Origin of the sequence: Mesorhizobium onobrychidis, from assembly GCF_024707545.1 — a bacterium.
In the GTDB taxonomy this organism is placed as follows: domain Bacteria; phylum Pseudomonadota; class Alphaproteobacteria; order Rhizobiales; family Rhizobiaceae; genus Mesorhizobium; species Mesorhizobium onobrychidis.
On sequence record NZ_CP062229.1, the window covers coordinates 3,007,733 to 3,032,833 of the forward strand.

At 61.0% G+C, this 25,101-nt stretch carries 26 protein-coding genes and 1 pseudogene; 14 read left to right on the forward strand and 13 right to left on the reverse strand.

Annotation, left to right across the window (positions count from 1 at the left end):
- The first annotated feature begins 262 nt into the window (after positions 1–262).
- A complete protein-coding gene (locus IHQ72_RS14935; protein ID WP_258123120.1) occupies positions 263–1,633 on the forward strand; it encodes a thiol-disulfide oxidoreductase in 1,371 nt (456 codons plus the stop codon).
- A 64-nt stretch (positions 1,634–1,697) separates the two neighbouring features.
- On the opposite strand, the gene IHQ72_RS14940 is transcribed toward IHQ72_RS14935, so the two are convergent.
- The gene (locus tag IHQ72_RS14940) at positions 1,698–2,099 is read right to left on the reverse strand and encodes a DCC1-like thiol-disulfide oxidoreductase family protein (RefSeq protein WP_095496521.1); all 402 of its coding nucleotides are present in this window, start codon (positions 2,097–2,099) and stop codon (positions 1,698–1,700) included.
- The gene (locus IHQ72_RS14945; protein WP_258123121.1) at positions 2,096–2,272 is read right to left on the reverse strand and encodes a hypothetical protein; all 177 of its coding nucleotides are present in this window, start codon (positions 2,270–2,272) and stop codon (positions 2,096–2,098) included. The genes IHQ72_RS14940 and IHQ72_RS14945 overlap by 4 nt, the downstream gene beginning before the upstream one ends.
- A gap of 371 nt (positions 2,273–2,643) precedes the next feature.
- On the opposite strand from IHQ72_RS14945, the gene IHQ72_RS14950 reads away from it, so the two are divergent.
- From IHQ72_RS14950 to IHQ72_RS14960, 3 genes are all read left to right on the forward strand, one after another.
- Entirely contained in the window at positions 2,644–3,696 is a 1,053-nt protein-coding gene (locus IHQ72_RS14950; RefSeq protein ID WP_258123122.1) for an acyltransferase family protein, read from the forward strand.
- A 211-nt stretch (positions 3,697–3,907) separates the two neighbouring features.
- On the forward strand, positions 3,908–4,714 hold the full coding sequence (locus tag IHQ72_RS14955; RefSeq protein ID WP_258123123.1) for a class I SAM-dependent methyltransferase: 807 nt from the start codon (positions 3,908–3,910) through the stop codon (positions 4,712–4,714).
- A gap of 154 nt (positions 4,715–4,868) precedes the next feature.
- Positions 4,869–5,174: a hypothetical protein gene (locus IHQ72_RS14960; protein WP_258123124.1), complete on the forward strand. Its 306-nt coding sequence runs from the start codon at positions 4,869–4,871 to the stop codon at positions 5,172–5,174.
- A 71-nt stretch (positions 5,175–5,245) separates the two neighbouring features.
- Here IHQ72_RS14960 and IHQ72_RS14965 read toward each other — a convergent pair whose 3' ends face one another.
- Entirely contained in the window at positions 5,246–5,590 is a 345-nt protein-coding gene (locus tag IHQ72_RS14965; RefSeq protein ID WP_258123125.1) for a hypothetical protein, read from the reverse strand.
- A 174-nt stretch (positions 5,591–5,764) separates the two neighbouring features.
- Here IHQ72_RS14965 and IHQ72_RS14970 point away from each other — a divergent pair, with 174 nt between their 5' ends.
- The gene (locus tag IHQ72_RS14970) at positions 5,765–7,933 is read left to right on the forward strand and encodes an alpha/beta fold hydrolase (RefSeq protein WP_258123126.1); all 2,169 of its coding nucleotides are present in this window, start codon (positions 5,765–5,767) and stop codon (positions 7,931–7,933) included.
- A 151-nt stretch (positions 7,934–8,084) separates the two neighbouring features.
- On the opposite strand, the gene IHQ72_RS14975 is transcribed toward IHQ72_RS14970, so the two are convergent.
- Both IHQ72_RS14975 and IHQ72_RS14980 read right to left on the reverse strand, forming a co-directional pair.
- Entirely contained in the window at positions 8,085–8,939 is an 855-nt protein-coding gene (locus IHQ72_RS14975; RefSeq protein ID WP_258123127.1) for an aldo/keto reductase, read from the reverse strand.
- 158 nt (positions 8,940–9,097) lie between these two features.
- Entirely contained in the window at positions 9,098–10,108 is a 1,011-nt protein-coding gene (locus IHQ72_RS14980) for an Lnb N-terminal periplasmic domain-containing protein (RefSeq protein WP_258123128.1), read from the reverse strand.
- A 487-nt stretch (positions 10,109–10,595) separates the two neighbouring features.
- On the opposite strand from IHQ72_RS14980, the gene IHQ72_RS14985 reads away from it, so the two are divergent.
- Together IHQ72_RS14985 and IHQ72_RS14990 are read left to right on the forward strand one after the other, a co-directional pair.
- Complete coding sequence (locus tag IHQ72_RS14985; protein WP_258123844.1) at positions 10,596–11,738, forward strand: MFS transporter; 1,143 nt, start codon at positions 10,596–10,598, stop codon at positions 11,736–11,738.
- 100 nt (positions 11,739–11,838) lie between these two features.
- The gene (locus tag IHQ72_RS14990) at positions 11,839–12,375 is read left to right on the forward strand and encodes a hypothetical protein (RefSeq protein ID WP_258123129.1); all 537 of its coding nucleotides are present in this window, start codon (positions 11,839–11,841) and stop codon (positions 12,373–12,375) included.
- A 24-nt stretch (positions 12,376–12,399) separates the two neighbouring features.
- Here the strand turns inward: IHQ72_RS14990 and IHQ72_RS14995 are convergent, their stop codons facing one another.
- From IHQ72_RS14995 to IHQ72_RS15015, 5 genes are all read right to left on the reverse strand, one after another.
- Positions 12,400–13,113 (reverse strand): ABC transporter permease, encoded by a 714-nt coding sequence (locus IHQ72_RS14995; protein ID WP_258123130.1) that lies wholly within the window; start codon positions 13,111–13,113, stop codon positions 12,400–12,402.
- A gap of 32 nt (positions 13,114–13,145) precedes the next feature.
- On the reverse strand, positions 13,146–13,481 hold the full coding sequence (locus tag IHQ72_RS36890; RefSeq protein WP_309508866.1) for a hypothetical protein: 336 nt from the start codon (positions 13,479–13,481) through the stop codon (positions 13,146–13,148).
- Positions 13,482–13,602: 121 nt separating this feature from the next.
- Positions 13,603–13,995 carry a VOC family protein gene (locus IHQ72_RS15005; RefSeq protein ID WP_258123131.1) on the reverse strand — a complete coding sequence of 131 codons (393 nt, stop codon included), beginning with the start codon at positions 13,993–13,995 and terminating at the stop codon, positions 13,603–13,605.
- An 80-nt stretch (positions 13,996–14,075) separates the two neighbouring features.
- Positions 14,076–14,531, reverse strand: a complete 456-nt coding sequence (locus tag IHQ72_RS15010; RefSeq protein ID WP_258123132.1) for a histidine phosphatase family protein — start codon at positions 14,529–14,531, stop codon at positions 14,076–14,078.
- A gap of 318 nt (positions 14,532–14,849) precedes the next feature.
- Complete coding sequence (locus IHQ72_RS15015) at positions 14,850–16,097, reverse strand: MFS transporter (protein ID WP_258123133.1); 1,248 nt, start codon at positions 16,095–16,097, stop codon at positions 14,850–14,852.
- Between the two features lie 473 nt (positions 16,098–16,570).
- Between IHQ72_RS15015 and IHQ72_RS15020 the strand changes: the two genes are divergently transcribed.
- On the forward strand, positions 16,571–17,206 hold the full coding sequence (locus IHQ72_RS15020) for an ankyrin repeat domain-containing protein (protein ID WP_258123134.1): 636 nt from the start codon (positions 16,571–16,573) through the stop codon (positions 17,204–17,206).
- Positions 17,207–17,283: 77 nt separating this feature from the next.
- Here the strand turns inward: IHQ72_RS15020 and IHQ72_RS15025 are convergent, their stop codons facing one another.
- Positions 17,284–18,834, reverse strand: a complete 1,551-nt coding sequence (locus IHQ72_RS15025; RefSeq protein ID WP_258123135.1) for a winged helix-turn-helix domain-containing tetratricopeptide repeat protein — start codon at positions 18,832–18,834, stop codon at positions 17,284–17,286.
- 418 nt (positions 18,835–19,252) lie between these two features.
- Here IHQ72_RS15025 and IHQ72_RS15030 point away from each other — a divergent pair, with 418 nt between their 5' ends.
- The 3 genes from IHQ72_RS15030 (at position 19,253) to IHQ72_RS15040 (ending at position 20,876) form a co-directional block, all read left to right on the forward strand.
- Positions 19,253–19,642, forward strand: a complete 390-nt coding sequence (locus IHQ72_RS15030) for an ArsR/SmtB family transcription factor (RefSeq protein WP_258123136.1) — start codon at positions 19,253–19,255, stop codon at positions 19,640–19,642.
- A complete protein-coding gene (locus IHQ72_RS15035; protein ID WP_258123137.1) occupies positions 19,639–20,172 on the forward strand; it encodes an SRPBCC family protein in 534 nt (177 codons plus the stop codon). The genes IHQ72_RS15030 and IHQ72_RS15035 overlap by 4 nt, the downstream gene beginning before the upstream one ends.
- 128 nt (positions 20,173–20,300) lie before the next feature.
- Positions 20,301–20,876: a dihydrofolate reductase family protein gene (locus tag IHQ72_RS15040; RefSeq protein ID WP_258123138.1), complete on the forward strand. Its 576-nt coding sequence runs from the start codon at positions 20,301–20,303 to the stop codon at positions 20,874–20,876.
- A 169-nt stretch (positions 20,877–21,045) separates the two neighbouring features.
- Here IHQ72_RS15040 and IHQ72_RS15045 read toward each other — a convergent pair whose 3' ends face one another.
- A complete protein-coding gene (locus tag IHQ72_RS15045) occupies positions 21,046–21,795 on the reverse strand; it encodes a glucose 1-dehydrogenase (protein ID WP_258123139.1) in 750 nt (249 codons plus the stop codon).
- 36 nt (positions 21,796–21,831) lie between these two features.
- Positions 21,832–21,999 (reverse strand): annotated as a pseudogene (locus IHQ72_RS15050) (ATP-binding cassette domain-containing protein); the annotation flags it as partial.
- A 436-nt stretch (positions 22,000–22,435) separates the two neighbouring features.
- Between IHQ72_RS15050 and IHQ72_RS15055 the strand changes: the two are divergent.
- Genes IHQ72_RS15055 through IHQ72_RS15065 form a run of 3 tightly spaced genes read left to right on the forward strand, consistent with a single transcriptional unit; the run spans position 22,436 to position 25,084 of the window.
- Positions 22,436–23,902, forward strand: a complete 1,467-nt coding sequence (locus IHQ72_RS15055) for an FAD-binding oxidoreductase (protein ID WP_258123140.1) — start codon at positions 22,436–22,438, stop codon at positions 23,900–23,902.
- A gap of 10 nt (positions 23,903–23,912) precedes the next feature.
- Entirely contained in the window at positions 23,913–24,644 is a 732-nt protein-coding gene (locus tag IHQ72_RS15060; RefSeq protein ID WP_258123141.1) for a FadR/GntR family transcriptional regulator, read from the forward strand.
- Positions 24,645–24,646: 2 nt separating this feature from the next.
- Positions 24,647–25,084, forward strand: a complete 438-nt coding sequence (locus IHQ72_RS15065; protein ID WP_374120358.1) for a VOC family protein — start codon at positions 24,647–24,649, stop codon at positions 25,082–25,084.
- The last annotated feature ends 17 nt before the right edge of the window (positions 25,085–25,101 follow it).

A 25,101-nucleotide genomic window follows, 5' to 3' on the forward strand; every position in this document is an offset into this window, starting at 1 on the left:
CACCGGATTGACTCTTATCTAAACCCGTGCTGATGTTGCAGTGCAACATAGAGCAATGGTTCCGAAGGCGGCAAGCCGTCCCCAGTTGGACGTCGAAAGAACCGCCAAAAGGATCTTTGAGGGGGCCTAACTAGTGTCTATAGGGCAGCAGCAGTCCTCAGGCGCCATACCGTTATGGAATATTGGTCGCGGCAAAATCGCGAACGTCAGCGGTCGGGACGACACATTTGACGGGTTGACCGCATTTACTCCTTTCTGGGCAATGGCGGCGATCTTCAGTATCGCCGGTGATATCTACGCCATGCTTGGCTACAAGGGGCCGCTTTTTGCCGCTCTGAGCTGGTCGGTCGTCCTGTTCAGCTTGCTACTCCTGCTGTACCCACGGCGGACCGAGTTTTTGATCGGGCTCGTGATGGTATCGCTTGTGCTATACGCGCTGCGCATGCCGGTCGCTTCGAATAACAAGACGATCACGGCGGTGATGAACGGGGCTATCCTGCTCAGCGCAGCGGTGCTCTATCTGCGGGCCGCCGGCCACGGCGCCGCCCTGAACCGGATGGACCTCTATCAACAGATCCGGATCGTCGCCCGGTCGCTGCTCGCCATCATGTATTTCTACGGCATCTTCCACAAGATCAACACCGACTTCCTTGACCCTTCCGTGAGTTGCGCGGTGGGCCTCTACGCTCCGCTGGCTCGTCCGTTCGGCCTCGAGGACAATCTCTTTGGCCGGTATCTTGCGATCTTCGCCACCTTCGTCATTGAGGCGATCGCGATCGTGTCTCTCTACTGGAAGCGCTATTTCGCCGCGGGGTTCATCCTCGCACTCGTCTTCCATTACGTGATCCCGATCTCGGCCTATTCCTGGTACATGGACTTTTCCAGCCTGGTGTTCGCGCTGTATGTGCTGAGCATCCCCACGCCCGCTAGCGAGGCGCTCTATCGCACCTCGCTGGAGTTTACCAATCCGCTGCGCGAAACGTTCGGCCGGATCGGTATCTTGCTGCCGGGCGCGGCCGTGATGCTATTCGCGGTCACTCTCGTCATTCTGCTCACCTATGCTTTTCCCGAGCGGTCCTTCGACATGATGGTCCACTCTGTCTGGATCCTCATTTGGGCGGTAGTGGCTGGCGCGGCGATGGTCGTGCTGGCCTATGTGGCTCTGCAGAACCTGCCTTGCCGGACCGTTTCCTCGCCGCGCCAGCCGCTCTGGGTCTATTTGGTGCCGGGCTTGTTCTTCCTCTCCTGCCTGTCACCCTATGTCGGGCTCAAGACGGAGAGTTCTATCAATATGTTCAGCAATCTGCACACGGAAGCCGGCCAGACCAACCATCTGCTCTTTCCCAAACTACCATACCTGTTCAACTATCAGAACGAGGTGGTGAAGATCATTGATTCCTCGGAGCCCCATCTCGTCCGGCAGTCGCGAGCGGGCAATTACCACGTCCTCCTCGATCTGAAGAAACAGCTGCGCCGGAAGCCCGAGGCCTGGGTGACTTACGTCAAGGATGGCGAGACGATTACCCGCGCCAATGCGTCGACCTTCGCGGACGAAATGCCCAACCTCCTCGAACGCAAGTTCCTTAACTTCAAGTTGGTGGATTTCTCGCGGCCGAAGGTCTGCACGCACTGAGCGCCGCGCTGGGAGAACCGTCGCCGGGCAGTCGGCTTAAGCCATATATTTCGCCCGGAAATTTCTAGCGCCGGTCAAGGTCGGCAGGGATGAGCGAGCGGCCGCGCAGCCTCAGGGTGGCCCGGCGTCCAAGCTTGAGTGCTGGATAGATCAGCCGCGCGGCCGTCCTGTTTGAGAGAATCCTGCGGTTGAGCCAGCCGAAGAGCGTAGAAGAGGAGCTGAGGATCGCCAGGAGATTGATGGCTTCCTCGCCGTGGTAGACGCGGTCCTCGAAAACGAAGAGCATGCCCTCGTTCAGGTCGAAGCCCTGGCGCTGAAACCCGACAACGCGCGGGTCGCCTGAGCGCGCGTCGAGCAACTCGACAGGACCGACGGCGTCGCGCAGCCGGGCAAAGCGGACATAGCTCTGGCAGAAGATGCAGTCGCCGTCATAGACGATAAGCGCCGTCTTCCCGGGTGGCTTCATTGATCTGTCGGGTCCAGACTGAGCTCGATCGGTGCTTCGGCGGAGCCATCGATCGCGCAGTTGCCGTAGAACGCACAGCCGGAAACGACCGGCAGGTTGCTGAAGGCATCGAGGACAGCGACGAACAGCAGCCCGATAATGCCGAGCATCATCATTTTCTTGTAGGCGGACAAGTCGCGAAGCATCTTGGTATGTGATCCCTTGCTGCCTCAAATCGGACCTGGCCGATCCGACGTCAAAGCGCGATCGATTTCAACAGCCCGCTGCCTTTCGCAAAAACGGTAACCGGTGCCGGTCAACGTTTCCTATCGAAAGGCCTTGAACTGACACATCGGCACTATCCCGATATTGTGCAGCGCAACAATGCGTGAGGATCGGCGTAAAATCAAGCGGAATGCTGAATCTCGCCGGCTGAATGGGACTATCGGCAATCCGGAGCATCCGAGCTAATTCGCACTTGCCACAAGGTATGATGCGATGCACAATCGCCATCGAAACCGAAGGACCGGGCCGGCCGGTAGGCCATATCCAGGAAACGCTGAAGTTGAACCTGCCCATGCGTGAGACCTGGCTGGACACCGCCAAGGGCTTGGGAATCACCCTCGTCGTCATGGCCCACGTCCTCGACCACAGCACCTGGCGATGGGCGCAACCGGTTCACTTTGCGGCATCGCTCTTCTTCATGCCGTTCTTCTTCATCATATCCGGCTACCTTTTCGCCGTCACGGACAGGAAGGCGCTTTTCCGGAAGCGCGCCCAGGGCCTGCTCATCCCCTATGTGACGTTTCTCGGCGCGATCATGGCGAGCGTGCTCGTTGTGGACCTTTTGCGCGGCGACACCCCGGCGCCCTGGCAGATCAGGGAACTCATCACCGACGCCCTGCTGGGCGGACGGCACCTCACGCGCGAACTCGGCGTGTTCTGGTTCGTCACCTGCCTCGTCGCCACGCAACTTGTCTACAACGAGGTCGCGATCAGGACTAGCGGACCGACCGATCCCGGCATGCTGATCTTCGTCGGCGCATCCGTCGGCCTCGCCTATTCAATCCAGACCTATTGGCAGGAGGTGCGCGCGCCGCTGGCCCTGACGAACGTGCCGCTCGCCATCGGCGCATTCTGGTTCGGACATTTCCTGCGCGAACGCGGCATAAGCGCGCTGTGGTCGGCGGTGTTTGTCGTGGCGGTTGCCGGGGTCGCGCTCGCGGCGGCGCGGACGGGTTCCGACTTTACCTTCAGCATGAAGGATGCCATCTTCGGCCCCCCACTTCTCGGCCTGCTCGTTGCACTGGCGATGTCGACCTTTGTCCTCGCCCTCATCCGCTTCATGGAGATGCCGAGCTTGCGCATCGCTCCGTTGGCGGAAATCGGGGCGGCCTCCCTGGTGATCATGTTCGTCCATCAGTTCGTTCATTTCACGCTGCGTGACTTCGGAATGTCTTCCGAGTTGGCGCTCATCGCCCTGTCGCTCGGACTTCCCTATCTGCTCTATCGCGGACTGAGATCGTCCCGGATACTGTCTCCCTGGTTCATTGGAAGCGGAGACCTGTCGCTCAGCATCCAACTGATGAGGCGGAGCCTCGCGTTCCGGGCAGTCTGAGCACGAACTCGTCCGGTGACGGCAGCAGCGATTTCCTTCCGATCGGAGATGTCCAGCGCCCGGTTCGTCTGCCTTGCGGGCCCGTTTCGGGCGAGCGTGTGGGCATCCGAGTACGATTCCGGGCAGACCTACCTGGCCCCCTGTTCCCGCGAGCGCGGCGGGCGTATTCTCGCGGTCCAATGGGTCGAAATTATCAGGGGAGGAGATTGCGATGGCTGAGGCAACGCGCCACGACGCCTGGCAGGCCGGGGATAGCTACGACCTCTATATGGGGCGATGGAGCCGTCAGATCGCTCCACCGTTCCTGGATTGGCTCGATCCGGCGGAGGGTCTGGACTGGCTGGAGGTGGGTTGCGGAACCGGGGCGCTCTCGGCAGCCATCCTGGCCCGTTGCAATCCCAGGAGCCTGGTGTCCATAGACCCGTCGGAGGGTTTTCTCGCCAAGGCGCGGGCAAACGTGCCGGACAAGCGTGTCGAGTTTCTCGTAGGCGATGGGCAGGCCTTGGCAGTCGAATCGGGCAGCAAGGACATGGTCGTGTCGGCGCTTGTTCTCAACTTCGTCCCCGACAAGCAAAAGGCGCTCGCCGAGATGCGGCGAGTGGCCCGCCCTGGAGCGACGATTGGATTCTATGTGTGGGATTATCCTGGCGGCGGGGTGGAATTCATGCGGGCCTTCTGGACCGCTGCGACGGCGCTTGACCCCGGTGCTGCCGACCTTTCCGAGGACAGGCGCTTTCCGTTCTGCACCCGAGACGGATTAACCGATCTCGCGGAGAAGGCGGGCCTGGGTTCCGTCGACTGCACCCGGATCGAAGCGCCCGCCGTGTTCAAGGATTTTGAAGACTACTGGCACCCCTTCACCCTGGGTGCGGGGCCCGCACCCGGCTACTGCATGAGTCTCGACCCCGCAGCTCGCCAGAGATTGATGGAGAGGCTCCGCGATAGTCTGCCGCGCGGCGAGGACGGGTCAATTCCCCTGAAAACAAGAGCGTGGGCGGTCAAGGCCAAGGTTCGCTGATGACCGGCAGCCCACGTCGCGCCAGACCGGTAGGCCGCCAACGACAAGCTGTCCGGCTATAAGCTGTCCGGCGCAAAGTTCGGGTTGACCGGCCTTGTACGCGAAGCGACTATTCGTCTGGACAGCCGAAATGCTGGCTGCAGGAGGAAACACGATGGACGAGTCCGATCGGTGGCGTCACATGTCGAGCGCGCCAAGGGATGGCAGCCGAATTCTTGTCACGGTTCGGCCGTCTGAACAGGGGCCGGCGGAAGTCGACCTGGCTTATTGGTCTCGAGCCGACCAGTTCGGCAGCGAAGGATGGCGCGCTTCCGACTCGTCTCCGGGACGCGTGGTTGAATACGCCGAACCCGAGCTGAAGTGCTGGATGCCGCTGCCAACCGCCAATCTGAGCAAGGGCTCAATGCCGAGCCCCTGGGACGAAGAAGATGTCCCGCTGCTGGATGGATCGGGGATATGAGGCTGAGCGGGAAGGGGAGCTTTTCACCGTAAAAAAGGGCATTGGGATCGAGCCGAAACCCGCTGTCGTGCTCACCGACGCCAGAACGAGTTGCTTATCTCTGCTTCGATCTGCGCCAGCCTCAAGCCAATATCGTCGGTCAACTTAAGTGCATTTTTCATAGCGATGCGCCGTTTGAATGGATGCAGTCGCCGGAAAAAATCACGCCCGAGACGCGGGATCAGCGCGCATGCGCGGATCGCGGTGGTTCGGAAATCGAACGGGCGGACTGTTGATACCCGGCAGGCCCGCTGCTTCTCGAGATAATGCGTAAGCGCAATATCATGGCGTAGTGGCATAAGCCCGCCGCGCGACTGCTCATTCTGACCGGGATCATCATGCCATATGGGCCATTCGGCCGAACTCGGGCGTAGCATAGTGTCCTCCTGAAATAAGGGTTGCTCGTCCGGACAATCTCGAGCACGGCCGTGAGAGGCGCGTTGGAACCAGCGTGAAGGATTCGTGAAAAACGCCAGGCCGGGAAAATGACGGTTGAATTAGGGGCAACTACAGGAAAGGATCGCAAAGAAGTTGTGGCTGTGGCGGATCCGATGACGCACCCTCATCTCTGTCTGCTAGGCGGTTTCGACTTCGCCGGAGGCGCTGCGGCGGCCCCGGTTTTCAGCCGCAAGGCGCGCGCCATGGTGGCTTATCTCGCCCTGCAGTCCGGACACTCCCAGTCACGCGAGAAGCTCGCCGCGCTTTTGTGGGGCGGCAACAGCGAGGCCCAGGCGCGGATGAACCTCCGGCAGGCCCTGTCCGCCATAAAGAAAGGAATGGACGCATCCGACGGCGGCAGGTTCCTGACGGACGGCGATAGCATAACCCTCAATCTCGATAATCTCGATTTCGATGTCGCGCGTTTCCAGGCTCTAGCCGCCAACTCGATGCCTGAGGATCTCGAACAGGCGCTTCTCGTCTATCGCGGCGACCTGCTCGACGGCTTCGGCCTGAAGGAGGAGCCGTTCGAGGATTGGCTGCGGGTCGAGCGCGAGCGCCTGAGGGCGATGGCCGTCGGGGCACTGGACAAGCTCGTCGCGCATTACTGCACTGCGAACGATCCTGCCTCATGCGTGCGCGCGGCAACGCGTCTGCTCGCCATGGAACCGCCGAGGGAGGACACCCACCGCGCCCTGATGCGAGCCTATGCGGCCCAGGGCCGGCTCAATCTCGCGCTGAAGCAATATGAAAATTGCCGCGGTGCGCTGCAGCGGGAACTGAACCTGCAGCCTGAGCCGGAAACCCGACATCTTTATGAAGACCTGCGGACGCGCCGCATGACACCGCAAGCCGCCTCCCGGATAGCTGCCTCGGCGTCGCCTTCCCAGACGCCGCCGCCCTCGCCAGCCCGAACCGGCGAGCGGCCGGCGTTCCGGGCCGAGCCGATGCGCCCCGCGACCCATTATGTCAAATCGGCCGGGATCAACATCGCCTATCAGGTGACCGGCGACGGACCGGTCGACCTGATCTATGTGCCTGGATGGGTCTCAAACCTTGACCTTGCCTGGTCGTCGCCGCGGTTTTCGCATGTGCTCCATCGCCTCGGCGCCTTCTCGCGCCTGATCCGCATGGACAAGCGCGGCACGGGGCTGTCCGATCGAAATGTCGGTTTGCTAACGCTGGAAGAGCGAATGGAAGATATGCGGGCGGTGCTGGATGCGGTCGGCTCGAAGCACACGGTTCTGTTCGGCAGCTCGGAAGGCGGCCCCATGTGCATGCTGTTTGCGGCGACCTATCCCGAGCGGACAGCGGCTCTCGTCCTCAACGGAACCTATGCCAGCGGCCGATGGTCGAAGGATTACCCCTGGGCAAGGACAAGCGAGCAGGTGGAAGAAGATCTTGCCGCCGTTGAGAGACAGTGGGGGGAGCCGGCGGATATGAGCAACGCCGCGCCTAGCCTGATGAATGACAGTCTCGAGAGAGAATGGTTCGCCGCGTATCTCAGGAATTCAGCCTCGCCTGCCGACGCGATCGCGCTCTGGCGCTGGGGCACCGAAATCGATGTTCGCACCCTTCTCCCAGTCATTCACGTCCCGACACTGATCGTCCAGACGGCAGGGGACCGCTGGGTGAAACCGGAAGAGGGGCGCTATCTGGCAACGCATATCGAGGGCGCCAGTTACATCGAGCTTGCCGGCCGTGATCACGTAATCTGGGGCGAGAATTCCGATCGCCTGGTCGACGAGATCCAGACCTTCGTCACCGGCGCTTTGCCGGCAGCGCCGGGCGAGCGCGTGCTTGTGACGGCGCTGCACGTGGAAGTCGTCGGGTTGCCGTCGGCTCTCGTCAACACCAGCAACCAGACGTGGCGCGATCTGATGCAGCGACACGACGACGAGATACGCAAAGAATTGCATCATGCGGACGGTCAGGAAATCCAGCGCACCGGAAATGGGTTTCTCGCGGTGTTTCAGCGGCCAACGCGGGCGATCCAATGCGCACTCGCGATCCGTCGTCGACTGGGCGAATCCGGCCTTCGGATTCGCGCGGCAATCCATATTGGCGAATGCGAAAGGCACGGCGACGACTTCACCGGTATTGCGATTCAACTGACATCGCGTCTGCTCGATCATGCCGGACCGGGTGAGATCATCGCGTCCCGGACCGTTCGTGATCTCACGGCCGGTTCGGGCCTGACGTTTGAGGAGCATTCCGAGATGGAGTTCCCCGGAACGCCAGGTACCTGGCAGCTTTTTTCGGTCGGCGAATCGGCTGTGTGACGTTGGTTGAGTTCCGGGAACGATGGGCTGCAGAACCCGGCAAGGCTGGTGGGACAGCGCCCCCTCTGTCCTGCCCTCTTTGCCACCACTTGGCATCTCCCCCGCAAGGGGGGAGATTGGCAGCTTCGCCGTCGGCTCTTCTCTCAGACCCTCAGAACAGGAATGCAGCCGTGGCGGGGTTCGATCCGGTGCGACCGTCTGATGAATCCATGCCTCGAATGAGCTTGAGGTCTGCGGCGTCCAGCTCGAAATCGAAGACATCGAAATTGGCGGCGATGCGGTCCTGGTGGATCGACTTTGGAATGACGATCAGTCCTTCCTGAAGGTGCCATCTGATGATCACTTGCGCGACGGACTTGCGGTGTTTTCCGGCGATGTTTTCAAGGGTAGGGTCGCTCAACAGCCGGCCGCTGCCCAGCGGGCTCCAGCTTTCGATGCGGATGTTGTGCGTGCCATGAAATTCCCTGATGTGGCGCTGTTGAAACCGGGGATGGAGTTCGATCTGGTTGACCGAGGGCGTGACTCCGGTCTCGCCGATGATCCGCTCCAGATGGTCCTGGTTGAAATTCGAAACCCCGATCGACCTGATCCGGCCGCCATTCCTGAGTTCGATCAGGGTCTTCCACGCCTCGACATATTTGCCCTGGCTGGGCACTGGCCAGTGGATCAGGAACAGGTCGATCTGATCGATGCCGAGCTTGCTCATCGTCTCGTCGAAGGCCCGGAGGGCGGCGTCACGCTGATGCGCGCCGTTGCGCAGCTTCGAGGTGATGAACAGCTCGCTTCTCGGCACGCCAGCCGTGCGGATCGCTCGCCCGACGCCTTCCTCGTTCTGGTAGCCTTCGGCGGTGTCGATCAACCTGTAGCCGGCCTCGATCCCCCAACTCACCACCTGGCTCGTGATGGCTGGATCGACCTGCCACACGCCAAGGCCGATCTGGGGAATGGCTGAGCCATCATTCAATGTGATCTGTTCAGGCTTATTCAGGGTAATCTGTTCAGGCATGCTCAGGTCCTTCTGCATCGCTTCGCCCCAGCGCAGTGCTTATCTAGGCTCGGTGTCCGCCAAGGCGAGTCGACAGGTGGAGAAAGTAGAAGTGCGCCGTGAAGCCGGGATGAGATCCGGTTCGAACCGCCCAGCGTTTCCAAACACGATTCCAGAGATCAATAAATTGGACCGGGGGATGGCACGCCAATCCGGATCGATCTCGAAAAGTCTGGCGAAAGGCCCGACGCCCGCGCACGGCCGTCAATGTGGGCCGCCTCCCTCAAAACCGACATCGGCAAGCTGACATCGAGTGCACCCCGTGCATACGCATATTCGGGAAGATAGCCGTTAACGATGAGGCGCCAGTCAAGGGGGACCACGTCACCGACGGCTCGCATCATCCTGACGATCGTGGTCGTGCAGTTCGTCGTGATGGAATTATAGAACTCTGGAGTCGTGGAAAGTGCATTTGCGTCCAAGACGTATTCCAGCAAGAGCGCCCGGGCCGCCTCCGGTGACGCTTTTAGCCGATAGATTTGGACATCCTCTCCGCGAACGTTTGACCTGACGCCGACGACGTCTCGCTCGTCAGCCGCGATAATGACCAGGGGATTGCTCTTGAACAGGTCTGCCATGGGAGAAAACTTGCCGCCTCCCTGGCGTCGCACCTCAATCGACCAGGCAAGATAGTCACCTCCTGCAAAGCCGAAGCTTAAGATGACATGGGCGATTTTGGTCCCGGACCAATAAGACATGAAGAGGTCGACCGTCTGAAGGTTGGAGAGGTCGTAGGTCCGCGTTGTCCAGCGTTCGGTGAAATCAGTAGCGCTACGCCATTCGAAGTCGCGCACATCAGTCAGCGTCAACAGGTTCCCGTCGCGGGTGCCGGTCACCTGACGGGCGACGTCGGGCGCCCAGTCCGCGTGATCAAAAGGCCTGATGGTGCTCCACCAAACCAGAACCACAGCAAACGCAGCTGCAAACAGGGCAAACGCCCTGATGCGAAACCGGCTGAACAGCGCGATGACGGTGGCGAGGCCGAACAAGGTGAAAAGGACGCCGGCCACAGCCCGTCCAAACTCAGCCACGGGCAGGCGATACCACATGGCAAGTCCGGCCCAGGCAGTCAGGATTGCGACGGCTAGCGAAAGGATGATGGCAAGCGATATCCGAGCGATGCGACGCATTCATCCCCCTCTGGCGGTCTGCTGTCTAGCGGCCTGTCATTGCCTGGATGCCATTTCTCACGGAACGCTCGAAGACAACAACTCTACATGTCCATATTGGAGCACCAATCGGTCCGATACCATTTTCGCCGCGGATTTCGCAGGTGTGGAGCGAGCGAGAAGGTGCCCACGCGAAACGGACGCGCTCGGCATCGGCCGTTCGATGAAGTGACCGCGCGAGCTCACGGGCCCTAACAAGTTCCTTCATCCATCCATCCGTACCTCAAACACCCGTCCATCTACCCGGAACAGGTTCTCTCTGTTCCAGTCCAACAAAACCGATACTCGACTCGCTGGAATATCTAACGCGACTCCGTCATGATCTTTCCGCCTTGCCGAGCGTCGCTGCCGAGCGCGGTGACGCCGACGCAGGTCATGAGAGTAGGCTAGGCCAGTGCAGCGGATCCACCCGACGACCTTTCTTTTTGCGGCCCGAGCCCTGCGCGATATGGGCGATGGCTTCGTGGCCGTTCTGTTGCCGGTCTACCTGCTCGCATTGGGCTTCACGCCTCTGCAGGTCGGCATCATCGCGACCGCATCGCTGCTCGGTTCAGCGCTCTTGACCATCGCCGTCGGAGTCCTTGGTGCCCGACACGATCACCGCCGTCTCCTGCTTGCCGCCACCAGTCTGATGGTCGCCACGGGTGTGGCCTTTGCCCTGGTTCATGACTACGCGCTGTTTTTGGTGATCGCGTTCGCAGGCACCATCAACCCGTCGGCCGGCAGCGTCAGCGTGTTCGTGCCATTAGAGCATGCCGTGCTCACACGCGAAGTCACTGATGCCGCCCGGACCAAGATGTTCGCGCGTTACAGCTTGGTGGGCGCGCTTGCAGGCGCCGTTGGCGCACTCGCTTCGGCGACCCCTGATCTTGTTGCTCCATCCGGCCTCGACCAACTCACCGGCATCAAGGCCATGTTCGTGCTCTACGCGTTGCTCGGCCTGCTCGGCGGCCTCTTCTACGCGCGGATCCCGCAGCGCCGTCCCACGTCGGACACAGGTACCGCGTCCGCGCTCGGCCCCTCGCGCAATATCGTTCTCAAGCTCGCGGCCCTTTTTAGCCTTGATGCTTTCGCCGGCGGCTTTGTCGTCCAGTCGCTGCTTGCCCTATGGCTTTTCGAAAAATTCGACCTGTCGCTTTCGGAAGCGGGATTTTTCTTCTTCTGGTCCGGCGTGCTTTCGGCGTTCTCATTCCCCGTTGCAGCTTGGCTGTCCCGGCACATCGGACTCATCAACACGATGGTGTTCACACACATTCCGTCCAGCATCGCCCTAATGCTGGCGGCGCTTGCGCCGACGCTACCTCTGACACTGGCCCTGCTGCTGGTCCGCGCCGCGCTTTCGCAGATGGACGTCCCGACGCGCTCATCTTACGTCATGGCCGTTGTCACGGAAGCGGAGCGGGCGGCGGCCGCGAGCTTCACATCTGTCCCGCGCAGTCTGGCCGCGGCAGCCAGTCCGGCGCTGGCGGGCGCTCTGCTTGCTGCCTCTTTCCGAGCTTGGCCCCTCCTCATCTGCGGTGCATTGAAGATCATTTATGACCTGCTGCTGCTGCTGCAGTTCCGGCACTTGAAGCCCCCAGAGGAGCGGTGAGGCCAGCCTTGTCGGTTTGGGGCGTTTAGCCAGGGGGATCGATCGCGGCGGCAAAGCGTTTGAAAGGTGTCGACCGTTTTGAGCTGGCTCGGAGCGTGAAATGTCGCCTCGCTTCCTCCTGACGTTATTCGCCGCCCTTTATCCGGCATCATCGGTGCACGCCGGTGTCGATGTCGAGCGCGCACTGGAAGCCTTCCACAGCACCTGCCTGGCACACGGTCCCGATTTCGACCGGACAGCAGCAGCGGCGGGGAGGCTTCGATGGACGCCGGTTTCCTACGATGCTTTTTCGAACTTATCCCCCATCGCGAATGTAAATGAGGCAAAGACGTGGACGACTGCGGCAGACGATACCATGCCGAAGGGGGCCATCGTCGGGGTAACAAAAGCCAGGTTGGACGGTAAGGCGGTGCAGACATGCACCGTCGCCATGACCGATGTCGATCACGAGACCTTCCTGAAGAGCTTTTTCACCCGGACCGATGCTGAGAAGATCGACGAAAAACGAGATGGGTTGCAGATATCCAGGCTCTATATACTGATCGCCGGGGGGCGCGAGCAATTCGTCAATTTGAAGTTCCCGGCTTCGCCGTCAGCGGACGGATTGATGGTGGCGAGTTCCATCGCTGACGACTGAGCAAACCAGGGCGACACCGTTACTTCACAGGATTCCATGGAGGGCAACGGCGACAAGGACTGCGCCGGCGACCGCTTCGACCGAGCGGGTCACGACCGCGACGAGTTTCGGACGCGATTTCAGCAGACTGATCAGCTGGCTGCAGAAGAACACCGTGACAAGGGCGACGGCCGAGAGGGTGAACGCGACCCCTGCCATCATCGCTACGGCGAACGCGATGCCTGCTTCCGGTACGCTGCGTATCATGGCGAATGTCATAGCGAAAAGCGTCAGCGGGCAGGGGATTAGGCCTGCCATGATGCCAACCGCCACACCTTCCCGGTCACCATGGGCGTGAACCGCGTGCCGGAGCGCCCGCCACACCATCCAGAGCCCTATCGCGCCGAGCAAGCTTCGGCTCAAATCTTCCAGCAATGGCGCACGGCCGACGGTTCCCAGCGCGACTGACACGAGCGGCAGCGCCAGGAGCGCGATCAGCACCGCCACGGCGACGTGCGTGAAGGAGAGTGCAAGGGACACTATCAGGCTGCGCCCCAGTCCGGCCGATGATCCGGCGAGGTACGTGGCAAGCACCGACTTGGAATGTCCGGGCGTCATCGCATGGACCGCCCCGAACACGATGCCCATCGGCAAGAAGGCCGCGAGTGCCCCCCAATTGCCGTCTTGGGCGAACGTCTTTATGTGCCCGGCGAAGGCCAGATAAATGTCGCGTTGAACATCGATGATCGTCTGCAGCATGCCGGGGCTATATCCTGCTCACTCGCTGCCGCTTAAGGCTCGCGCGGCCATTCCGGATGCAGCTTATCGATTACAAAGGCGTGAGCATGGCGATGTCCGAAATGGTCCGATCCCTCAGCCCAATGCGGATCATGCTCGGGAAGGCCGCGATGCTGGTGTTCAAGGACTTCTGGATCGGAAGCTGGCCACACTAGTAACGCCGTAAACAGGGCAGCGCCCGCGATGCAGGCGAGGATCACAAATGTCGCCGATAGCCCGAAAGTCACGCCCAGACCGAGAGCTACCGTCGCAAGCCCGGTACCGATCAGTGCGATCACCTGAGCCGCGAAGAGATGACGATAGATGCGGTTTGCAAGAATGCCAAGCACGGTCGGCCTCAGAGGTACTTCGTTATTTCCGAATGTCGCGGCCTATTATTCATCGATCAAGATCACCGTTCAGGTTCCGCCATGAGACCAGCTCGCAGAGCCTGGCTACGTCACCGAGCGATCACGGGTTCCATCCGCCGCTGCCGTACTGACGGGTAATGATTTCGAGAAGATGACCGTTCGGGTCCTCGAAATAAACGCCGCGGCCGCCGTCGTGGTGGTTGATCTCGCCCAACTGCGTCCAGCCAGGGTCAGCCCAGTACGGGAGGTTCCGTTCACGAATCCTACCGAAGATCTCGTCGAACTCGGCTTCGCTGACCAGGAAGGCGTAATGCTGCGGCGTGATTTCGGCGTCGGTATCCATGTAGTCGAGGTTGGCACCGTTTTCGGTCGTGACCATCTGGAAGGGTCCCCAGCGCCTCGGGGCTGGAAGGCCAAGCATTTCCGCCAAGAATTTTGCCGACGCCTCGCTGTTGCGGGCCGGCAGGATTGTGTGGTTGAAATCGATAGCCATGCCATCACTCCCTTTGATCTCACGTCGTTGTTCCACGACTGAAGCGCTGCTGCACGAGATGGGGTCGAAGGCCATGATGCTCAAGCCGGCGTGGCAACACGCCCGATGACCTGCACGGGCTCAGCCTCATGAATACGGGCGACGATCATTTCGCCGCTATCCGGCACCTCGCCGGTCAAGCTGGTGATGTTGACCTGATGCGTGACAAGGATGGCGGGTCCGCCGAAACGCTGCCCGCGAAGCCAGGCCAAAAGGGCAGCGGTGCGCTCCTCTGCGGCCGAACTGTTGCCAAAGAATGAATTGAGCAGCTCAAGAGGCACAACTTCGCCGATCCCGAGCAGGCGAGCGGTATCGAGGCAACGACACCACTTGCTCGAATAGACGGCTGCCGACGAGATGCCATTTGCACGGAACAGGTCGCCGATCGCGCGGGACTGCGCACGACCTTCTTCCGACAGATTCCGCTGGGTGCTGCAATCACCGAGCCTGAAGCCATGCGGATCGCCGGAGCCTGGGGCTGCGGCATGGCGCAGCACGGCAATGGCTTCTCCGGATCGCAGGGCTGCCCAGAATGGCTCGGAGGCGTATGCCTTGCCGAGGGCAGCCGCTCCGAGCGACAGGACCAGAAATTGCCGACGTCCAATTCGCATCTCGCTTCTCACCTTTCCGATAGCGGCCTCGGAGAGTGCCGGCAAGCTACTGCAGGTCGGGTCGCAGTGCTCAACGGCCTTGCCGTCTACGATCCGCCGCATGTCGAACTAGGTGGTGGTATCGGGGTGCTTAGGATCCTTGACCCGACGCGGACCAGCACTTTCATTCCGTATGTCCCAACATAAATGTTAGTGCCGACGATTTCAGGGCCGATCAGGAGCTGGAAAGATTCCAGCCGCGAGACGGGCCCGCGTCAGCCTCCGCGATACCCTCCACATCAGGAAGGCGGCGGCAAGACTGTAGACGCCCATCAAGGCCAGTTGCAGCGAGTAGTCGACGCCGGCGTCGATCAGGTATCCGGTGATGCCGGGACCCATCGCCGACGCGAGAACCATCACGGCCACCACAACCGAGCGGATCGCGCCGAGATGCGCGGTGCCGTAGATCTCCGGCCACATGGCGCCCTCCAAGGTCGAGGAGAAGCCGTAGCTGATGCCAAGCAGCGCCATGAAGACGAAGATGGCGAAAGGCGCCGTCAGATAGGCAGCCGCGAAGCACGCCAGCGCCAGCGGCAGAAGGAATAGAGGCAGAAGTTGGACCGCCGAGAGGCGGTCGATCAGCCACCCGGCCAGAAGCGCAAAGGCCATCGTCGTGGCGGACAGGACGGCGAAGCCGCTCGCGAAGAGTTGCAGCGGCCAGCTTCGGAGCTCGGTTAGGTAGACCTGGTGAAAGAAGATGGTCGTGCCGACGAAGGCGGGAGCCAGGACACCCAGGCAGATGGCGTAGAACGTCGGATCGCGCAGGACTTCCGCCCGCGTCCAGTGCTTCACTGCGCGTTGCGCCCTCGGCTGGGCCGCGCTCTGCGGATTGCGTTCCTTCCAGACCAGCGCACAAACCAGAGGCAACGCCACGACCAGGATGAAGGCTGCGCAGACGAACCAACTTCCCCTCCAGCCGACGAGGCCGGCCACGAGGACGAACAAGAAAGGCAACAGAGCGCCGCCAACATGAAAGCCAAGCGTGACGACCGAGACGGCGCGGCCCCGGTTCGCGGCGAACCAGCGGCCTGTCGCCGTCAAAGCGGTCTGGGTCATCATGCCCTGCCCGAAAAGGCGCAGCAGGTAGAGCGCGAGGAGCAGGGTTGGCAGCGAACCGGCGAACCCCATCGCGATTGTGGCGCAGGCGAGCATGAGCATCGCCGCGATCGCCATGGTCACTGTCGAATACCGGTCCAGCGGCCGACCCAAAAACGGCAGAGTCGCTGCGCTGAGGAGCGTTGCCAGCATATAAAGCCCGCCGAACTCGCCATGACTCAACCCGAACGTCTCGCGGATCCCCCCGTTCGACAAGGCGATGAAGAAGGTCTGCCCGAAGGACGAGACGAGGGTCAGCAAAAAGGCGCCCAAGAGCCAGCGGACATTGTTGACGACGAACGTACTGAAGGACTGCATGATCTGTCTCGATAGAGTGCGCGCTTACGGTTCGTTCTCTATCGGCCTCCGCTGCCGGAGGATATCGGCCAGTTCCGCTTTGATCAGAGGCCTGGCTTCAAGTCCGAGCGGTCCAACTTCCATGCCGATTACCAATGAGCCAGCCCGACCTCGGCGTCCTCGCCACTCTGCTTGCGAGTGAAGTCAGTCGGACGCCGTCGCGCTCTTAAGTCAGGCAGTCACAGGCATCATGCGACGAACGGGCGAGATATCAGGAGAATGTGAAGCGCTGATCCCGATGCCACTTCCGGTCATAACCCGACATCGCTCCAGCTTTTAACCCCAACGCGCTGGGGCCGCCCTTCACACGCGGATTGTATTTGCCGGACGCTGTCGAATGTGAAAGGCTTTTCGATGGAAGCCGGTCATTCGGTGGATGTCGGCCGAACCGGAACAATGGTATCCTGCGGGGAGCATTCGGGGAGGCGACTGCATTGACCGAGAGCTTGGAAGCCGAAGGGGCGAGAGGTTGGTCGAATCTGCTGTTCGCGGCAGAAAGCGGCGATGCGGAGGCCGTTCGAGCGGAGTTGGCGGCCGGCGCCAATATCAACGAGGCGGACGGCGGCGGCTGGTCAGCACTTCATCTCGCAGCCCTCAATGCCCGCACTGCGGCGGTCGAGGCGTTGATCGAACACCCAGCAATCGATGTGAATTCCAGAAACAAATGGAAGAGCACGCCTTTGAGCCTTGCTTCGGCCAAGGGCCACTACGCCTCTATTTTAGCCCTCGTGAAACATCCCGAAATAGAGATCGATGCAAGAGCCGACTACTACGGCAGAACGGCGCTTATTGAAGCAGCAAAGAACGGGCATCTGGATGTCGTTAAGTTGCTTGTCGAGAATGGCGCCGACGTGAATCTTACTGACAAGACCGGAAGAAACAACGCGCTTATCGAGGCTATCAAGGGACGGCACTACGAGGTCGCGGGATACCTGCTTGATTCTCGGAAAATGAACTTTCTCAACAAGGATATGAGACTGAACGCCCTGATCTGGGCTGGAAGCTGCCATAACCCTCAACTCATCGAAAAGCTGGAAGTCTCGATTCATACTTTCTTCGAAGGCAAGTGAAGGTCCCGCTTCCGCCGCAGTTGCCATTTGTGGTTACAATCCGGAAGGCTCGTCAGCCCTTCGCGATAAGCGCGCTGCTACTCACGATGTCCGGGCAGGGCGGCGCCGACCGGGCCGGCCTCATATGCTGCAAATGCTTTGGCGACGCCGGCAGTGAAGTGTTCAATATCGCTCGCATGTTCGAACGCTATCCTGGTTTGCGCAAACTCCAGTGGCGAATAGTCAGGCGCTATCCGCTTGACCTCTGCGATAATGTTCTGGGCTTCCTTGAGATCGCCGAGTTGCGCATGGCACGCCGCGAGCCTTGTCAGCCGCCAGGGTGCCTTCAATGGGAGCTTCGACATGCTAAGGAGCGCGGCCTTGTAGTCTCCTGAAGAGTAAAGCGCGATAGAGCGATCATAATGGTACCAATCAGGATGGATCGGGTTGATCCGTATCGCACTGTCAAGCGCCGCGAGTGCTTCAAGAGGCCTGCCTCTCATCGTGAGCAAGTATCCCATTTGAGCAATCGTATCGGCGTCATACGGATTGAGGTCGAGCGCGCGTTGAAGGTGATGTTCGGCTGCTTCGAACCGACGGGCTGAGAGGAAAGCCTGGGCGAGTACGCGATGGCAGCGTGGCTCTTCCGGCGCCAAGGTCACCGCACACTCTGCGCGGTCGATCACTGAACCAAGCAACGCTGGGGATGCCTCAGCATAGCCACCGATAATGAGATCGGCGAGCGCGATGTAGGAATGCGCCAAGGCATAGGTCGGGTCCTTCTCGACCGCCGCCTGGAAAAGACTGCGCGAAGCCTCATTGTCGTCATCACCATAGCCGCGCAGCCGGGCCAGTCCACGCAGGAGAAGTTCGTATGCGGCCAAGCTGTCCGTAGGTTTTGGGGTTGCTTGTTTAATCCCTGCGTCGTCGAGCCGAGCGACCAGCCGGTTCACCACACGGCGAGCGATTTCTTCCTGCATATCGAAGATCTGGCCGCCAGACGCAGAAAAATTATCGCTCCAGAGAACTCCACCCGTCGAGGCGGTAATGAGGCTGACGGTGACCCGCATGCCGTCTGCGCGAGTCGTCGCCCTGCCACGGACCAAATAGGTTGCGCCAAGGCTGTCGCCAATGGCACGCCAATCGGAAGCGGAATCCGAGACAAATGCAAATCCGGAATTGCGCGCCAGCACAACGACCGTTCCAAAGCGAGCCAACGCATTGACAATGTCCTCGGCGAAGCCGTCAACCAGAGGGGTGTCTTCCGGCGCACCTTCATTGCTGAAGCGCAGTACCGCAACGCTCGGCTGTCCAGAGCTCTCTGGCTTTGGCGCATCGAGAAGAGAGAGGACGTAGCCGCGTTTGGCGACCGTGCGGATAATGGTTTGGCTTTCGTCCTGCAGCGCCTTTCGCAACTCCCTGACGGCTTGCGTCAGTGAGTCCTCGGTCACGAAGACATCAGGCCACACCGCTGACATCAGTTCTGACTTGGTCGCGACACGTCCAACATTCCTGCTGAGATAGGTTAACAGATCAAACGCCTTGGAGCGGAGGGCAACAGGTTTCCCGTCGCGGAGAAGGAGGCCGCGCGCAAGATCAAGCTCGCAACTGCCAAGTGCCAGAACGTGCTCTGGATTTTCTTGCGACATCGAATGCCGACCTGATCAGCCTGACTAGACGCTGCCTGATTGGGGTCTCAATTCGCTCAGACGTCAAGGGATCAAAGGAATTTGATTCGCTTTCACTTTGGCTGGAAGCCATCCGCCTCTCCATGGCGATGATCTCGAGCATTTCGAACATCGTTCCAGGCATGGGCGCACAAGGCGACGCAGCCATAACGCAAGATACATATTCGAGGAGTTCTTGCCGGGCGGCTTGGCGCGTGTTCTCATTCAGTGACATGGTCGACCTCATCCGGTTCTTTCTTTCTTGAGAACAATGAAGCCAAAGAACGGGCGCGTACCGGAAGATTTCTGAAATTCTGCTGAATCTGCCGTAGCAGGGTTTTCCCACAATCATTCAACCAATCGGTTGACAATTCGAAGGCGTGTCTCTATATTCAACTACATGGTTGAATTAGAGACACGCCAGATCGACGCGGTTTTTCACGCTCTTGGCGACGCCACCCGCCGGAGGATGCTTCGCGACCTCGCCGGCGGCGAGCGAACGGTGAGCCAGCTCGCCGAACCCTTCGCCATGTCGCTGGCGGCGGCCTCCAAGCACATCAAGGCGCTGGAGAATGCCGGGCTTATTCGTCGAGAGGTGAGGGGCCGCACACATCTTTGCCGCCTCGAACCCGGACCGCTGGCCAGCGCCCACCAATGGCTGGGCTTCTACGAGCGCTTCTGGACCAACCGTCTCGACGTTCTCGAACGCCTCCTTCGCGAGGAGGACGCAAGCAAAGCCAAGGATGATTCCAGGAAATCGCCCACCTCAAAAGAAGGAGACGACCAATGAACCAGATGAAAAACATCGAAGCCTATGGCGAGCTGACCGAGCCCGCCACGTTCACCATCCAGCGCCTTTTGCCCGGCCCCATCGAGCGGGTCTGGGCTTATCTCACCGAGAGTGACTTGCGCCGGCAGTGGATGGCTGCCGGCCAGATGGAAATGAACGCCGGCACCTCGTTCGAGTTGGTCTGGCGTAACGACGAGCTGACCGACCCGCCCGGCCAGCGCCCCGCGGGCTTTCCCGAAGAGCATCGGATGGAGGGCCGGATCACCGAGCTTGATGCGCCGCGCAAGCTCGCCATCACCTGGGGAAACACCGGCGGGGTTTCCTTCTTGCTGGAGCCGAAGGGCAATGATGTGCTGCTCACCGTCATCCATCGCCGGCTGCCGGAACGCGCAATCCAGCTCAACGTCACCGCCGGCTGGCACATGCACCTCGACATGCTGGCCGCCCGCCTCGCGGGCAGGACGCCGACCTCGTTCTGGGATGGCTGGAGCCGCCTGCGGGAAGAATACGACCGCCGCCTGCCGGCCTGACACGATCGCATCGACCACCCCTGAAGTCACCGCCCAGCTTCCACGGGCATCCGCCCATGGAGGCTCGCACACCAGCACCGATGAAACGATGAACGTGCTTGCATTGTGCAAGCCTGATGGAGGACGTCATGCGCAAATTGATCGCCGGAATGAAGGTTTCCGTCGACGGCAAGATGGAGGGACCCGAGGGTTACGCCGATTGGGTCGACGCGTGGTCGGAGGAGTATGGGCTGACGCCGCAGATCGATGCCTGCCTGCTCGGGAGCGTCATGTACGCCGGCTACGAGCGCTACTGGAGCGCGATCCAGAATGAGCCGGACAAGCCGCTGCCGATGACCGGCAAGTTGCCGACGCCGGCCGAGCTCGAATGGGCCCGCTTTGCCGAACAGACCCCGCACTATGTGCTGTCGAACACGATGACTTCGGCGCTTTGGCCAAAGACGCGCTTCGTGCGGAGCCTCGACGACATCGCTGGCCTCAAGCAGCAGCCCGGCAAGGATATCTATCTCATGGGCGGTGCGCGAATGACCGCGAGCCTCATCGATGCCGGGCTGGTGGATGAACTGCGGCTGATCCTCTATCCGCTGCTCGTCGGCGAAGGGAAGGCGCTATTTGGAGCAACGCAAAATCGCTGCGGGCTCGAACTGCGGAAGGTTCAGCAACTCACGGATGGGCGCGTGAGCCTGGTCTATGGGATTGGCTAAAGCGCGTCGCGTTTGGCCGGCCTCATGCGACGCGCTTTAGGTTGTTGTTTTATGCATGTCGTTATCGCAAAACCGCTGCACACTTTTGCGCGACATGCATTAACTCAGCCGGTCTTCACAGACCTCGCGGCGCTGCCCGGCTGAAATTTTCTGAAAGGCACGTCGCAGGTCAGAGGGAGACCGATAGCCCACCGTCAACGGCCAGTACATGTCCGTTGACGTAGGCGGCAGCGTCGGAGGCGAGAAACACCACGGCTCCGCCGAGCTCCTCAGGCTGGGCCCAGCGGCCCGCCGGGGTTCGTGTCTCGACCCATTTGGTGAAGGCCTCGTCGCTCATAAGTGCGGTATTGAGCTCGGTGGCGAAATAGCCGGGGGCGATCGCGTTGACGGTGATGCCGTGACGGCCCAGCTCAGCGGCAGTGGAGCGTGTCAGCCCGTGCAGGCCCGCCTTTGCCGCCACATAGGCGTGAATGGTGGGACGGCCAAGTATCGCTGCAACCGATCCGGTGTTTATTATGCGCCCGAACTTGTTTGGCAGCATCAGGCGCACCGCGTCGCGCATCATGCGGAAGCAAGCCGAAAGATTGACGGCAATCACATGGTCGAAATCCTCGTCCTGCCATTCGATCAACTGACTTCGATGCTGGATGCCGGCGTTGTTGACCAGAATATCGAGGCGGCCGTGGCGTTCGACGATTCCTTCGAGCGACGCCCTTGAGATCGCCGCGTCGGTGACATCGAACGGCAGGGCTTCGGCCCCGATCCTTTCGGCCGCCGCGGCGAGGGCGGCCGGATCGCGGGCATTGACGATCACTGTCGCGCCGTTTTCCGCAAGTGCCTTGGCCATGGCGAAGCCGAGACCACGCGAAGCACCGGTGACCAGCGCGACACGGCCGTTGAGCGAGAACAATTCCGACATTGAGATCCCCTATGAAATGGGCAGGAGTTTCCTCCCGCTCGGCGGGAAATCCCCGGCCACGGTCTTGACCACGGAGGGCTTGCCGGCGCCGTTGTCCCCCATCAGACCCACGACTTCGCCTCGCTCCACCTGGAAGCTGACGTCGCTCAGGGCCTGGATGGCCCCGAAATTCTTGGAAACGTGGCGAACCTCAAGCACCGGCATCGCGGTCCTCCCCGGACAACGTTTGCCAATCTTGTCCCGGACTTATGCAAGACAGCTAATCAGCGAAATGTATTCGACACAATACTTATTCGAAGGAGACCGGCATCCATTGTTAGAGGGGGGCAGGTGGACCCCTGAGCAGATCGTCACTGCGCCGGCTTCGATGGAACGAGCTTCGGTTCCGACTATCCAGGGTCGAAGCAGAGATGTGCCGCTGAGGCGGCGAAGGATCTGAAACATGTTCAGGCCGATAAAGAACAGTTCCAGGCAACCACGTTAAAGCATTGGCCCCGGCCGGCTGTAAAAAAATAGCATTTTTCGAGGGGGAACAGTTCAGGCGCGGGCGTGGATGGGGGGGTAGGCCCCGCGGAGTTCGGCGCCGAAGTGATGACGGCAACCGAGAGAATAGGGACTTGCCAAGTTGTAGGATGACCGTATGATCGGACCCATGTCTACGGCTCATCCGTCTCTTCAACGCGAAGCTTCCGGCGCAATTGTTGAGCTGCCCGCGCAGTTGGCGGGTGATGCGCTGATAGACGGACGGTCGCCACTGGCAGAGCGCTACCTCATCGATTGGGGCCGCGACAGGCGCGGAAGTGCCCGCTTCATCGTGCGTCCAGGATCCGTGGAAGACGTCCAGGCGTTTGTGAGATGGTGCTCGCAGAGCGGTGTCGCGATCGTCGTGCAAGGCGGCAATACCGGACTTGCCGGCGGCGCGATTCCAGACAATTCGGAGTTCGCCGTGCTGTCGCTTGAGCGTCTCAACCGGATACGCTGCGTCGATCCGCTCGACTTCACGCTGCAAGCGGATGCCGGTGCCGTGCTGCAGGACGTCAAGGACGCCGCTGAAGCATCCGACATGACCTTCCCTCTCGCGCTTGGTGCGCAGGGATCGTGCACGATCGGCGGCAATGTCGCGACCAATGCGGGTGGCATCAATGTGCTGCGGTACGGCATGACGCGTGATCTGGTGCTCGGGCTTGAGACGGTTCTGCCGGACGGCACACTGTGGAACGGCATGAATGGGCTGCGCAAGGACAATCGCGGCTACAGCCTTAAGCAATTGATGATCGGCTCGGAGGGGACGCTCGGGGTCGTCACGGGCGTAGAGGTAAGGCTCTCGCCCCGGCCGACGCAGGTCGAGACCGCCTATGTCGGACTGGGCAGCTTCCGCCAGGCATGCGAACTTTTCCGGATGGCGAGGCATCTCTGCTCCGACCTTCTCAGCGCGTTTGAGGTTATCGGCGAGGAGTGCCTGCCGCTTGCCCATCTCATCGATCCGAACCTGCGCTCGCCGTTGACGCAAGCGTGTCCGGTTCATGCGATCGTCGAACTCGCCTGTGGGCCAGGGATAGATGCCGGCGGACTTCTTGAAACGATGCTGGCGCGCGCCCTTGAGACCGACCTGATCAGGGACGGCGTCGTCGCGCAAAGCCGCTCGCAGGCCGCCACATTCTGGGCCATCCGGGAGGGCCTGGTTGAGGGTCAGGCGCGGCGTGGCTTTCATGTCCGCACCGACCTCTCGGTTCGCCTCAGCGAAGTGCCGAAGCTGATTGAGCAAGCACGCGCGTGTATCGTGCGCGAGTGGCCAGGCTGGACATCGCTGGCCTATGGCCACGCGGGCGATGGGAACATCCATTTCAACGTGCTGCCTCCCATCGATTGCGAGCCCGGCGAAGCGAGGGCCGTGGGCCAGGCGGTTTTGACCCGACTTTATGAACTGGTCGGAGCGCTCGGCGGCTCGTTCAGCGCAGAGCATGGCGTGGGTCGCAGCCGCAGCCATGTGTTCTGGGCCGGTCTGTCGCAGCGCGAGCGGCAGCTACATACCGCGATCAAGGCAGCCTTCGATCCGACAGGCCTGTTCAATCCCGGATGTCTCATGCCTGATCGGGGCGATTTGTAGGGGAAGCCGCATGAAGCAGCGTTCGTCCATCATAGGCAGCGTGGAGGCGCTTCCGCATCGCGTCGCCTCGCATCTGAGCCGCGAGATCGAGGGCGGCGATATCATCCCGGGAGCCCGGCTTCCGACCGAAAGCCAGCTCGCCGACAAATTCGGCGTCAGCCGCAATGTTGTCAGGGAAGCGATCGCGCAGCTTCGCGCCGATGGCATGGTCGAGGCGCGTCAGGGCGTAGGCGCATTCGTCATGGCGCCGGAACAGCGAACAGCCATCCGGATCGACCGCGAAGCGCTGAAAGACCAGCGCAACATGGAGCAGCTCTTCGAGCTGCGCAGCATTCTGGAGACCGAATCCGCCACGCTGGCCGCGACACGCTGCGCATCCGATGATCTTGACGCAATCAAGGCTGCGCTGGACCGCATGGGTGGCGAGGAGCGCTGGGAGGATGGCAGCATCGAGGCCGATCTGCTTTTCCATCGGGCGATCGCCCGGGCGACGGGCAACGGCTATATCTACACCTTCATTTCCTTCGTCTGCGAGCAGATCCGCCAGTCGATCCACTATGCCCGCCTCACCAACCCGCTCCACGACCTGGTCGAGGTCAACGTCGCCGAGCATGTGCGGATCTACGACGCGCTCGCCGCGCATGATCCGCAGGCTGCCGGCGAGGCGATGCGCCGGCACATCGATGGCGCGGCATCGCGCGTAGGCGTCGAACTCACCGCGAAGATCAATCGAGGCAAATGACCATGTCGCTCGGGCAGACCAAGGCAATCACCGATATCTGCCTCCTTGTGGAGGATATCGACCGCACCATCGACTTCTACACGCAGAAGCTCGGCTACCGGATCAGACGCCGCGCCGAAGGCTTTGTCGATTTTCATTCCGAGCGCGTGACGCTCGCCGCATGGGAACTGGATCACATCAATCGCCACTGCGGCGTCTCGAATGTCCGCTCACCGAAGCAGGCGTACAAGGCATGTGTCGCCATGGAACTCGAAAGCGCCGGCGAGGTCGACCGGCTCTACGCTGAACTGTCGGACAAGGGAGTGCCGTTCGTCGGGCCTCCCGGCGACTATGTCTGGAACGCGCGCTGCGCCTACTTCCACGACCCGGACGGGACGCTGTGGGAGCTCTACGCCTGGACCGGCGCGGGACCGGGCGACTATCACGACACGCAAGGATGATCCGATCGCGACGGCCT

Excerpts from the sequence above, each read along its gene's own strand:
- IHQ72_RS14965 (WP_258123125.1), bottom strand. The coding sequence starts at position 5,590 with ATGCTACGCCCGAGTTCGGCCGAATGGCCCATATGGCATGATGATCCC.
- IHQ72_RS14940 (WP_095496521.1), bottom strand. The coding sequence starts at position 2,099 with ATGAAGCCACCCGGGAAGACGGCGCTTATCGTCTATGACGGCGACTGC.
- IHQ72_RS15030 (WP_258123136.1), top strand. The coding sequence starts at position 19,253 with ATGGTTGAATTAGAGACACGCCAGATCGACGCGGTTTTTCACGCTCTT.
- IHQ72_RS15055 (WP_258123140.1), top strand. The coding sequence starts at position 22,436 with ATGATCGGACCCATGTCTACGGCTCATCCGTCTCTTCAACGCGAAGCT.
- IHQ72_RS15045 (WP_258123139.1), bottom strand. The coding sequence starts at position 21,795 with ATGTCGGAATTGTTCTCGCTCAACGGCCGTGTCGCGCTGGTCACCGGT.
- IHQ72_RS15035 (WP_258123137.1), top strand. The coding sequence starts at position 19,639 with ATGAACCAGATGAAAAACATCGAAGCCTATGGCGAGCTGACCGAGCCC.
- IHQ72_RS14955 (WP_258123123.1), top strand. The coding sequence starts at position 3,908 with ATGGCTGAGGCAACGCGCCACGACGCCTGGCAGGCCGGGGATAGCTAC.
- IHQ72_RS14935 (WP_258123120.1), top strand. The coding sequence starts at position 263 with ATGGCGGCGATCTTCAGTATCGCCGGTGATATCTACGCCATGCTTGGC.
- IHQ72_RS15065 (WP_374120358.1), top strand. The coding sequence starts at position 24,647 with ATGTCGCTCGGGCAGACCAAGGCAATCACCGATATCTGCCTCCTTGTG.
- IHQ72_RS14970 (WP_258123126.1), top strand. The coding sequence starts at position 5,765 with ATGACGCACCCTCATCTCTGTCTGCTAGGCGGTTTCGACTTCGCCGGA.
- IHQ72_RS15025 (WP_258123135.1), bottom strand. The coding sequence starts at position 18,834 with ATGTCGCAAGAAAATCCAGAGCACGTTCTGGCACTTGGCAGTTGCGAG.
- IHQ72_RS14960 (WP_258123124.1), top strand. The coding sequence starts at position 4,869 with ATGGACGAGTCCGATCGGTGGCGTCACATGTCGAGCGCGCCAAGGGAT.
- IHQ72_RS15015 (WP_258123133.1), bottom strand. The coding sequence starts at position 16,097 with ATGCAGTCCTTCAGTACGTTCGTCGTCAACAATGTCCGCTGGCTCTTG.
- IHQ72_RS15005 (WP_258123131.1), bottom strand. The coding sequence starts at position 13,995 with ATGGCTATCGATTTCAACCACACAATCCTGCCGGCCCGCAACAGCGAG.
- IHQ72_RS15040 (WP_258123138.1), top strand. The coding sequence starts at position 20,301 with ATGCGCAAATTGATCGCCGGAATGAAGGTTTCCGTCGACGGCAAGATG.
- IHQ72_RS15060 (WP_258123141.1), top strand. The coding sequence starts at position 23,913 with ATGAAGCAGCGTTCGTCCATCATAGGCAGCGTGGAGGCGCTTCCGCAT.
- IHQ72_RS14995 (WP_258123130.1), bottom strand. The coding sequence starts at position 13,113 with ATGCTGCAGACGATCATCGATGTTCAACGCGACATTTATCTGGCCTTC.
- IHQ72_RS14975 (WP_258123127.1), bottom strand. The coding sequence starts at position 8,939 with ATGCCTGAACAGATTACCCTGAATAAGCCTGAACAGATCACATTGAAT.
- IHQ72_RS14980 (WP_258123128.1), bottom strand. The coding sequence starts at position 10,108 with ATGCGTCGCATCGCTCGGATATCGCTTGCCATCATCCTTTCGCTAGCC.
- IHQ72_RS14985 (WP_258123844.1), top strand. The coding sequence starts at position 10,596 with ATGGGCGATGGCTTCGTGGCCGTTCTGTTGCCGGTCTACCTGCTCGCA.
- IHQ72_RS14990 (WP_258123129.1), top strand. The coding sequence starts at position 11,839 with ATGTCGCCTCGCTTCCTCCTGACGTTATTCGCCGCCCTTTATCCGGCA.